Source organism: Pseudomonas sp. ESBL9, assembly GCF_036668715.1.
GTDB lineage: Bacteria > Pseudomonadota > Gammaproteobacteria > Pseudomonadales > Pseudomonadaceae > Aquipseudomonas > Aquipseudomonas lundensis.
On record NZ_JAZEVV010000001.1, the window covers coordinates 1108848 to 1119354 of the forward strand.

Consider the following 10507-nt stretch of genomic DNA (forward strand, 5'->3'; position numbering starts at 1 on the left):
TTACTGACCGTTCAGTTTGGCGCGTTCAAGATGAGACAAGCGTTCGTAAAGCGTTTCAAACTCTCTTTTTTTCTTGCTGCCTAACGCTTTTATTGCCGCGTTGTAAGACTCATTTATAACCGGGTAGCGATCTTCTAACTGGTCTGCTTCTGTTTTTAGCTGCAACTCCAGCGCCTGGCACTCATCAGGGTATTGCGCCTTTAAATAACTGATCCATTTCTCCGAGGACAATAAATAGTGGCTGAACTCGGGAGAATTATCGGTCGCAATGACTCGCTCGTAGGCTTTTTGAAGTGTCACGTTAAACGGTTCATCCAGTTCCACTGAAGGGTGTTCAACCAGATTGCGGTAAATCATGTCTTTGGGCTGTTTGGGCAATTGCAGGCGCTCGGCCAGACTGATGCGAAAATCCAGTCGCACTTCAGCAGGGTCTATCGTCGGGTACTGAACCATGAATTCCCGGGCAATTTCTTCCACCCGCTCCAAACGATACAAACTTTTGTACAAGCCCAGCAGAACTGAACCGGCTTCACTGGAAATGACGCCCTTAAGTACGTTGAACTCATGGACCTTCACTTCCAGATCACTGAATAACAGAATGCGTCCGTCACCACAGGTATAGGGTGAGCGTGCCTGAACGAAAAGCTCGCTGCCCAAAGCCTCATTGTTATAAGCAGCCTCAAGCACGTCCCATACCCTCGCCGTCAGGAGTGCCTTGCCTTCAATGAAGTCCCGGGTATTTTTTAACTCGGTGAGCAGATGAAACAACCCGTCACTGCCCTGGCGGCCAGACACCACGTCCCATATACGATGCTTCGGCGAATCGGCTGGCACCTCGTTAAACCAGCGCGCTTTTTGAACCGACGGCGACTCGTGGATGCCTGCATCCAGATCCTCATCGGCTTCTGGTTCGGAATCACTTGCAGAGTCATCAGAGTGATGCAATCCCGTTTCCAGTTCTTCGGCCGTGAAGCCCAGTCCGTTGCCGGTTGAATGCTGATAGTCATACAGCGCTTCAAGGTCGTCATACTCCAATGGATTATCAGTTACATCCGTACCGGCCATCAGGTTGTTGTAGGTGCGGTCATAGAGTTGGTCGGGTATGTGATGGATTCGATTATTACTGAGGTCCAGTTCCGACAGCTCAGAGAGATTCATTACACTCCCAGGCCAGCGTGTCAGGGCATTACCACTGAGATTGAGCGTACGCAAAGCAGGCAACTCACCCGCATTAAAGCTTTCCAGGGCGTTGGTGCTTAAATCCAGCCATTCCAGATGGGCCAAAGAACGCAACTGGCTCTGCAGCATTTCGGTGTTCACCAGGCGGTTATGAGCGGCCTCCAGGCGGGTGAGATTATCAAGCCCCTCTACAGCACCAGGCAGTTCTACCAGGGCATTGTTGTTGATACGCAACGTACGCAATTGAGGCAAAGAACGCAGGAAATCATTTGAACCGTGCGCCGTTAACCTCACACCGCTCAAATCAATAGAGGTGATGTGTTCTAACACAACAGGCAATTGAGGCAGGTCCCCCACACACAAGTCCGAAAAATCGATGACTCTTGCATGACTCGCGCCCTCAGGTGTCTCGGCGGTAAGCATTTGACGCCAGGCACGCATGAGCCGATCCGAGGCTCTTCTGCGATCCAGAGCACTTACCCACTGGGCTTCGACTCTGTAGCTCTGCCTATCAATCCAGCGGTTGAGCTGCCGGGTCATCGCGTTGTACTGACGATGCCAACTGTCGAGTCGGGCGTGAATGTCTAATGCACCCTCACCGCTGCTCATCCAGCGGTCAATGCAGTTAACCGCATCGCGCAAACTTAACTCAGGATCAATGCTTTGCAGCCTGGCGGCAGGCGTAAGTGAGGTATCGCTCTCAGCGAGATCAGGAACAGAAGGCAATAGCATGTCCGGATTTTGCGAGACCTCTAGGGGGAAATACTCAGGCTCACCGCCTGTTTTACCTTCCATCAACAAGCCTCGGGGTATCCACCCGGCACTCACGCTGTTTGTTCGGTGTGCATACCCCAGCAAGTCCAGACAACTGTCGCGGCTCAGCGCACATCCCTCAAGCCGGGTGTTGCTCATTAACCTGTCATGCCCGTTAAGTGCAGCCTGCGGCACATCGGTAACCCCACTGCGGGACAAATCAAGCTTGCGCATGCGAGGCAAATCGAACACACCCTGAGGCCACGCCCTGATCGCCGTCTGGCTCAAGTCAAGCTCTTCGAGCTGCTCCATCATGCTGACATTCAACGTATCCACCCGATTGCCGCGCAAACGTAATACGCGTAGTTGGCGCAATCGATCCAGACGTGACTGCGCGTAAGGCGTGACCGTCAGCTCGTTATGCGATAAATCGAGGTGTTCAAGCTGGCTAAACTCGGTGAGGGAAGACGGTATACGGTGGATCTGGTTGTGGCTCAGGTTTAACGTTTTGACATGAGTGAACGACTCAAGCAGGTGATCCAGTGACTCGCCGGGGGCAACGTGACCTGTAATTGTCAGGTGCTGAATATGCTCAAACCCGCTGCTCGGTATACGTGCAAGACTGCTTATTTCATGACCGCCATTAAGACTTAAGTGCGGGTTAACCCTACCAATCCCGGCCTGCCCCTCGCCTGCAAAGCGATGGAAAACGCCATCTTTCCAGGCTCGTCGCAGGTTTGCGGCGACGCCTGAATCCGCAGGAATCTGATTTCCAATCGTCCAGGTATCAAGGCCCTGCGTTAAGACCGCAAATTCCTTATTAACGCCCAACACCGTTATAAATTGTTCGTGCAGAGGAACTTGCCGCCTCCGGAATTGGGACAACAGGTTGTTAAGAAAAGAACCGTTGTACTCCGGCATCATGCGTTTGAAACAATCCAGCGTATAAAGATCGACCCACTGTCGCATATCAGCCAAATGAAAAGCATTGCCTTGCAAGTACCCATAGGTTTTAAGAACGGATTGTTCTTCAATCCGTGACCAGTTCAAACGCAGGCCGCGCCACAACCGTTCGTGACCAGAATATAACTCCACCGGTACGTCACGCAGTGTGCAAGCATGCATGTCCAGCTGTTCAAGATGCGGTAAGTCCAACACACCCTGGGGCCAACTTGAATACTGTTGACTTGCAACCTGCAATTCACGCAGTTCATGCAGACTGCTGACGTCCAGAGATTCCAGGCTACCCCGCACCGTCAGGCGTTGAAGTTGATTCATGGAGGTCAGTTGACGCATAAACTCCGGCGAGAATGCACTTTCCAAACTTGAGACGGATAGCGCTTTGAGTTGGGGTAATGCCGCAATTTTATGGATGACCGACATCATGTCGCGCTCTTCGAGCTCCAGGCCCAGTTCGAGGCCCTTGATACCGGGAAATATCCTGATAATTGTTTCACCCGAATTGGCCAGCAACAGTGATCCTGTGCCTTTGAGGGTGCGTACATGTGAAAAGTCCGCCGTCAGTTCCGGTAACGCGTCCACATCACCTAAATCAAGGGTCGCGTAGGGTTCTTGAGCACGGAAAAAACCTTGGCGCCAGCAATGGATGACCTTTTCCATGACTGATCTTCGCGCCAACGCTTGCCCGGAATTGCCGGGCACCTCCGCCCAACGTGCCAATGTCGCCGCTAATGCATCCGATTCACGCGCTCGAGTGTTCAGAAAGTGAAATACCTGCTGATCGGTGTGGCCTCCTCGCAATCGTTCCTGAATGAAATCAAGGGCCAACTCATCGTCAACATTCGGATAGACCTCCCGCAGCCTGACCACCAACGAGTTCTCGACACTCAAATGCCCTCCTCTGCCGGATAAGCTGTATCCAAAACCGCTACGCCCACTTGTTTTCGAGGGTTGTCTCCGGGGAGAAACGGTCTGCAGGACATCCTCCATCTCAGCTCGATGCGACGTCGCATATCGGCCTATGGCGTTGGTCTGTTCGACACCTTCCATACCCGCACTTTCCGGCACCTTCGTCAGGACATAGTTCTTTATTCGGGCAGTGTCTGCACTGATCGGCCCGGCCTGATATATACCTGCCAGCGCCCGATTCAGGCGGCCTGTCTGGGCGTAACGTCGACACTGGTCATCGATACGCGATGTAGAGCGCCCCTTGCGAAGACTGGACAGGTCGCGCGCGCCTGCGGACATGACGATTTCACGGGCCGATGACTCGGACAGGTTCAGGCTTTTGAATCGTTGAAGCAGTAACTTCACTTCGGGGGACGACGGCGCACCGGGTTCAACGACGGGACCCACCGTGAACAGGTCAAGCACATCAGCCAATGCTGCCGGAACGGGTAAGTCGTCAAGGTACATTTTGCGCAGGGCGTCGTCACTCACACCGCTGATTTCACCTGAACGGGCAAGGGTCTCGTCATCAAACAGACGAACTTTGTAGCCCAGTCGCCGCAATAAGCTCTGGCGGTCCCACGTTAAAGGGCGCTCATGCGCAAAACGCCAGGCACCGTCATGGTTGTGCTTGAGTACAGGTTGATAGGCCTCACTGTCAGAGGGATGTTTGACCCGCCATGTGTTGAGTTCCTGATCGAAAACTTGCTCATACAAATGCTGATCAATCTGGACCCAGGTGTTGCCGTTGATCGTGTATTGACCCAATGCATTGGGTTGCTCCACACCCAGCGTCAACTCGGCCTGATAAGAGGCCAGGTCCGGCTTCCACAAACGGGTTTTACCTTGCGGCGAGACAATGGCGGTGACACTTTCAGCCCACCTGCTCAACGCGCCGGACGGGATCTTGCTGACGCCATACCCGGCTCCGGCAATGGCGACGCCAACCCCAACGTTGATGGCCACGGATTCCAGATGCGCCCATGCGCCGTCCATATCCCCGACGCTGAACGCCTCCAAGCCGTGATAGACCTCCAGGCCGATCTGCAAAGCCATCACGGCCATCATGACCTCGCCCACGCCCGGAATAAAAAACGCCGCCGCATTGAGCACGTCCATCCCCAAGCCGGCGTAATACTCCAGGCGTTCGCGCAGTAATTTGCTGTCAGCATCCGCGGTGGGCACCGCCAGCACCCGCGCGTTGGCTTTGATGCGTGCCACATGCAGCGCGTTTAACGCAAAGAACAGATTGGCCGGGGTGCTGCTTATATAGGTTTGGCCCATACGAAGACTGACGTCATCACTGTAAACCGGCGGTTCTTTTCCTTTGGGATCTGGCGCTTTGCTATACAGCTGGTAGTTAAGCCGTTTGAGAAAACCCTGGGCATCACCTTGCGGCACCAAATTCGCAAACAACTGCTGATAGGCCGGGGTTCGCAGATGAACCGCCAGGGCATGTTCAAAGGCTTCAAGGGACGCATACTCCATGAGTTGATCCGTCGCAGCGCCCGAAATGTATACCACCAGCGGTTCGATTTTCGACGTTGTAAACACGGGTAAGTCTACCCCTATGGGCGTGTTCACTATTTGCGTCTCGGGCAGCCAGGACCGATAGGGCCCTATCAGCAGCACATCGGCGATGGTGAAGCCATACAGACTCAGTTGGCTAAACACCACAGGCTTGCCACCGAGCAGGGGGACAGGCAGCCCCTTCACGACATCCGACACGCATCGATACGCGTCTTCACTGATGTGTTTCTGGATCAAGGCCGCGTGCAACCGTACTTCAAGCAGTTCTTTTTGCGCCTGCACCATTTGCGCGCGCAGTTTTGATCCGTTCTGCGGGCTGTCAAACACTTCGCTCAAGTGATCCTGGTATTGCTGCCCGAGGTCCAGCGCCCTGCAAATACTCGAGAAGGTTTGCGGTTTCATAGGCAGCGTTTCGCGATAGCTGAAACCGTCGGGGGCATGAAGGTTATTCAGCTCATCTTCCATCTTGGCCACACCAAAACCACTTCCCTTGACCAGCGCGTCGGCGAGCATCGAATAAGGAATGCCGCTCCCATTTTTTTCGGGCATGGCCGGCAACGACCCTGAAGGCGCTATCGCGCTGGTTCGACCACGCACCAGGCGCACGTAGTCCTCGTTACCTTCAAAGTTGAGCAGCGCGGCTTGTAACAAGCTCTGCACCTGCACGGGTTGGTCACGCTGCAGGTAAAACAAACAGTCTGTGTTGACATCCAGCGCCCGGCCCGTTGTGTGGTGACTCTGCAGGGCCAATTGAAGGCGTGGCTCGGCAAACTCTGTGATGCCTTTAAGCACTTTCAGGTGCTGAGCCAAACGCAGCGTTGCCTGCCGGCTACGCGCCTGACTGCTGTGCAAAGCCTCACGCAGCCAGGGTGGCGCGTCGGCCAAATGAGTGTCGGGTAAAGGTTCGTGCCCCAGCACAGCACCCGCACGCAGACGAACTAAATCCTTGCGGTGGCTGTGTTTTATCCAGGCCGGCAGTTTTTCTTCAATAAAGGCTGCGTGAGGACCTAGTCCATTAGCCGTTGAAATGTCTGTCACGGCGTTTCTCCTGATAGCTCATCAAATAGAGCATCAGTAGATACAACGCCTCAGTGCTGACGGTGGTAACGGGCTACCCCTTTTGCGGGGTTGACTATCATCTAGGGAGACACTCCACTCAGGCCTGCGAGGTCCTTATGGAAAGCCCCGAAAAACCGCCCACCTTTTGGCAAGTGCTGCACAGCGTGATGGCCGCTGCGTTCGGCGTGCAAAGTGGCAAAAACAGAACACGCGACTTCACTCACGGTAAACCCGGTCAGTTCTTGCTGCTGGGCTTGCTGTTTACCGGGGTATTTGCGTTGACGCTGTTCGCAATCGTCAAACTGGTGCTTCACTTTGCCGGGGTCTGAGGCCTGTGCAGCAGGCTATCGAGCGTGAACGGGTAGCGGTAATTCCCGGGTTTACCCTGCGCGGAGAGCGACGTGAAGGGCAGGTTGAACGCCTGGCTGCGTATGACTTTGAGTAAAGTGGCCGCCTGTTCGGCATTGAGCAACTGCAACACCGGAACCTGCCGGTCTCGCCCACCGAGGCGCTTGAAATCAACGCCTTTGCTGTGGTCGTTCAACAACACCATCGCCCAGCCACCGAGGGTGAAATGCCCTGCCACCAGCGCACTGAGTCGCCCGCTGATCCGAGATTCAAGGGCAGGAATGGAGCTGTTGACCGCGCTGAACAGGACATCGCTGCCCGGTGTGTGCCCGGCTTCCTGCGCCGCGCGCATGGCGCCGAAGGCCATTTCATCATTGGCCGACCACACCAGCGCTGTGTCAGGGTAACGCTTGAACAACAGCCGGGCCTGTTCGTACGCCCGCTGCTGGTTCCATTCGCCATAGACCATCTGCCGCAAACGCACCTGAGGATGTTCGCTCAAGGCCCGCTTCATGCCTTTTTCGCGCCAGCGTGAAGCCGGGGTGTTTTTTACCCCTGAGAAGGCCAAGAGGTCCAGGGTGTGCCCCGGCTCAATCGGCCCGCGCTGACGAATCAACTCCTTGAGCATCAGGTAACCGCCCTCTTCATCATTGGTCACCATACTCCCGAGCCAGCCGGCGTACTGGGCATCATCCGGACCGATCAACTGCGCCTGCTCACGGGTCAAGCCATTGTTGACCATGAACAGCTTCACGCCGCTGCCTTGAGACAGGCGCAAAATTTGCGGGGCAATGTACTGTTCGTTGACGAAGATCAAATAGTCAGGGCGGTGCTGGCCCTGCAAGGCCGTGCGCGCCTGTTCGATCGCGCGCTCGGGGGAGCGTTGCGAATATTGCACCTCAAGCTGCATGCCTAAATCGCGAGCAGCCGCCTGCATGAACGTCGAATAACTGACCCAGAAGGTCTCATCCGTGTAGCCGGGGTTCAGGAAAAGCACCGTGGCGCCCTGCACCGCCATCGAAAACGGCAAGCACAGCAACACCAGGCAATGGTTGAAAACCTTTCGCATTGAAACCCGCCCCCGGAAATTGAGCCACATAATAACTGGCACAATACCATCAGACACGCGGGTGACCATCGTATGGCGCGACAGTCAGCAGCGCCGGGGGGCTACCGGAGAATACGCGGGGGGACGATTTATTGGTGGCTGACCCAAAACACCGCCGTTGCCACCACCAGAATAATCATGAACAGAATGGCCCACGCATCGACCTTGCTGTCACTTTTACGTGCCTTGACTGGAGTGCTCATCGCATCGCCTTTTTGGAATGTTATGGGTGAATGCTTGAAGACGTCCTGTCAGTTAAGTCCAGCAATCCCCACAAGACAAGTAAGTGATTGAGAATCAGCCTCTTATAGTCTTTTTGGTTCTTTCCATATGCTTAAACATCACTTTTGCGCATAACTGCAAACTGGTATCGTGCCTCGCTCCGTGGGGAGTGCGCGGCCGTGCGCGCAGATAAGCTGTTAGCAGCCTGAGAACAGGACCTATATGTACGTATATGACGAGTACGATCAGCGGATCATCGAGGACCGCGTCAAGCAGTTCCGTGATCAGACCCGACGCTACCTGGCAGGTGAGCTGAGCGAAGAAGAATTCCGCCCTCTGCGCCTGCAAAATGGCCTGTATGTTCAGCGTTTTGCACCCATGTTGCGGGTCGCTGTGCCCTATGGCCAACTGACCTCGCGCCAGGCGCGGATGATGGCCAAGATTGCCCGCGACTACGACAAGGGCTACGCCCACATCAGTACTCGCCAGAATGTGCAGTTCAACTGGCCTGCGCTGGAAGACGTGCCGGACATTCTGGAAGAACTGGCCACTGTGCAGATGCACGCCATTCAGACCAGCGGCAACTGCCTGCGCAACGTCACCACCGACCAGTTTGCCGGTGTTGCCGCCGACGAACTGATCGACTCCCGCCCGTGGTGTGAAATCGTGCGTCAGTGGACGACGTTCCACCCCGAATTCGCCTATTTGCCACGCAAATTCAAGATCGCCATCAATGGCTCGGCCTCTGACCGCGCCGCCATTGAAGTGCACGACATCGGCTTGGAACCGGTGTTCAATGAGGCCGGTGAATTGGGCTTCCGTGTGCTGGTAGGCGGCGGTTTGGGCCGTACGCCGGTGGTCGGTGCGTTCATCAATGAATTCTTGCCGTGGCAAGACTTGCTGAGCTACCTCGAGTCCATCCTGCGGGTTTACAACCGCTACGGTCGCCGCGACAACAAGTACAAGGCGCGTATCAAGATTCTGGTCAAGGCGCTGACCCCTGAAGTCTTCGCGCAACGCGTTGAAGCCGAAATGGTGCACTTGCGCGGGGGGTCAACCACCCTGACCGAAGCCGAAGTTCAACGGATCGCCAAGCATTTTGTGGATCCGGAGTACAAAGACTTGCCCGATTTCAGCGCCGAGCTGGCTGAACTCGACAAACAACACCCCGGTTTCGCCCGCTGGCGCACCCGCAATACCCTGGCGCACAAGAAGCCCGGCTATGTGGCCGTGACGCTGTCGCTCAAGCCCACCGGCGTTGCGCCGGGTGATGTGACCGACAAGCAGTGGGACGCGATTGCCGACATGGCCGACCGCTACAGCTTCGGCCAACTGCGCACCTCTCACGAACAGAACATCATCTTGGCCGATGTCGAAGAAAGCCAGTTGTTCACCATGTGGGGCGAGTTGCGCGAACACGGTTTCGCCACGCCGAACATCGGCCTGCTGACCGACATGATTTGCTGCCCTGGCGGCGATTTCTGCTCGCTGGCCAACGCCAAATCCATCCCGATTGCCGAATCCATCCAGCGCCGCTTTGAAGACCTGGACTACCTGTTCGACATCGGTGAGCTGGACCTGAATATTTCCGGTTGCATGAACGCCTGTGGCCACCACCACGTCGGTCATATCGGCATCTTGGGCGTCGATAAAAAAGGCGCCGAGTTCTATCAGGTCTCGCTGGGCGGCAGTGCCAGCCGTGATGCCAGCCTGGGGAAAATCCTCGGCCCCTCGTTCGCCCAGGACGACATGCCGGATGTGATTGAAAAGCTGATCGACGTCTATGTTGAAAAACGTACCGAAGACGAGCGCTTCATCGACACCTACCAACGTATTGGCATCGATCCCTTCAAGGAGCGCGTCTATGCAGCGAATCATTAAGAACAACGAAGTGATCGATGAAACCTGGCACTTGCTGCCCAAGGACGCGAGCTTCGACGCCATTCCCAATTGCGATGATCTGATCGTACCGCTGGCCCTGTGGCGCGAGCATGCTCACGCACTCAAAGCCCGCGATGGCGGTTTGGGCGTATGGCTGGACAGCGATGAAGAAGCCGAAGAAATCGGCGAAGACGTGAACAGTTTTCAGGTCATTGCCCTGAACTTCCCCGCCTTCACCGATGGCCGCAGCTATTCGAATGCACGCTTGCTGCGTGATCGCTACCGCTATAAAGGCGAATTGCGCGCCATTGGTGATGTACTGCGTGATCAGCTTTTCTACCTGCATCGCTGTGGCTTTGATGCGTTTGCCATTCGCGCCGACAAGGACCCCTACGAAGCGCTCGAAGGCCTTAAAGACTTCAGCGTGACCTATCAGGCGTCAACGGATGAGCCTCAACCGCTGTTCCGGCGTCGTTAATCCCTGAATAAACGCTGGCCCCGGGCATTGAACGCCTTGGC

General features: G+C 55.5%; 5 protein-coding genes. 3 read left to right on the forward strand and 2 right to left on the reverse strand.

The annotated features are described in order from the left end of the window. Nucleotides 1-6408, reverse strand: coding sequence for a dermonecrotic toxin domain-containing protein (locus tag V6F78_RS04755; protein WP_332726721.1), 6408 nt, complete (start codon nucleotides 6406-6408; stop codon nucleotides 1-3). Nucleotides 6409-6545: 137 nt separating this feature from the next. Between V6F78_RS04755 and V6F78_RS04760 the strand changes: the two genes are divergently transcribed. Further along, complete coding sequence (locus V6F78_RS04760) at nucleotides 6546-6758, forward strand: DUF2970 domain-containing protein (protein ID WP_047274435.1); 213 nt, start codon at nucleotides 6546-6548, stop codon at nucleotides 6756-6758. Here the strand turns inward: V6F78_RS04760 and V6F78_RS04765 are convergent. Further along, nucleotides 6740-7846, reverse strand: a complete 1107-nt coding sequence (locus tag V6F78_RS04765) for an ABC transporter substrate-binding protein (RefSeq protein WP_314400191.1) — start codon at nucleotides 7844-7846, stop codon at nucleotides 6740-6742. The two genes, V6F78_RS04760 and V6F78_RS04765, sit on opposite strands and share 19 nt — an antisense overlap. A 483-nt stretch (nucleotides 7847-8329) precedes the next feature. Here V6F78_RS04765 and V6F78_RS04770 point away from each other — a divergent pair, with 483 nt between their 5' ends. Then, a complete protein-coding gene (locus tag V6F78_RS04770; protein WP_047274431.1) occupies nucleotides 8330-9988 on the forward strand; it encodes a nitrite/sulfite reductase in 1659 nt (552 codons plus the stop codon). After that, the gene (locus V6F78_RS04775; RefSeq protein ID WP_047293470.1) at nucleotides 9972-10466 is read left to right on the forward strand and encodes a DUF934 domain-containing protein; all 495 of its coding nucleotides are present in this window, start codon (nucleotides 9972-9974) and stop codon (nucleotides 10464-10466) included. The genes V6F78_RS04770 and V6F78_RS04775 overlap by 17 nt, the downstream gene beginning before the upstream one ends. Nucleotides 10467-10507 lie beyond the last annotated feature (41 nt).

Coding starts and splice junctions, on each gene's coding strand:
- V6F78_RS04760 (WP_047274435.1), top strand. CDS start 6,546: ATGGAAAGCCCCGAAAAACCGCCCACCTTTTGGCAAGTGCTGCACAGC.
- V6F78_RS04765 (WP_314400191.1), bottom strand. CDS start 7,846: ATGCGAAAGGTTTTCAACCATTGCCTGGTGTTGCTGTGCTTGCCGTTT.
- V6F78_RS04770 (WP_047274431.1), top strand. CDS start 8,330: ATGTACGTATATGACGAGTACGATCAGCGGATCATCGAGGACCGCGTC.
- V6F78_RS04775 (WP_047293470.1), top strand. CDS start 9,972: ATGCAGCGAATCATTAAGAACAACGAAGTGATCGATGAAACCTGGCAC.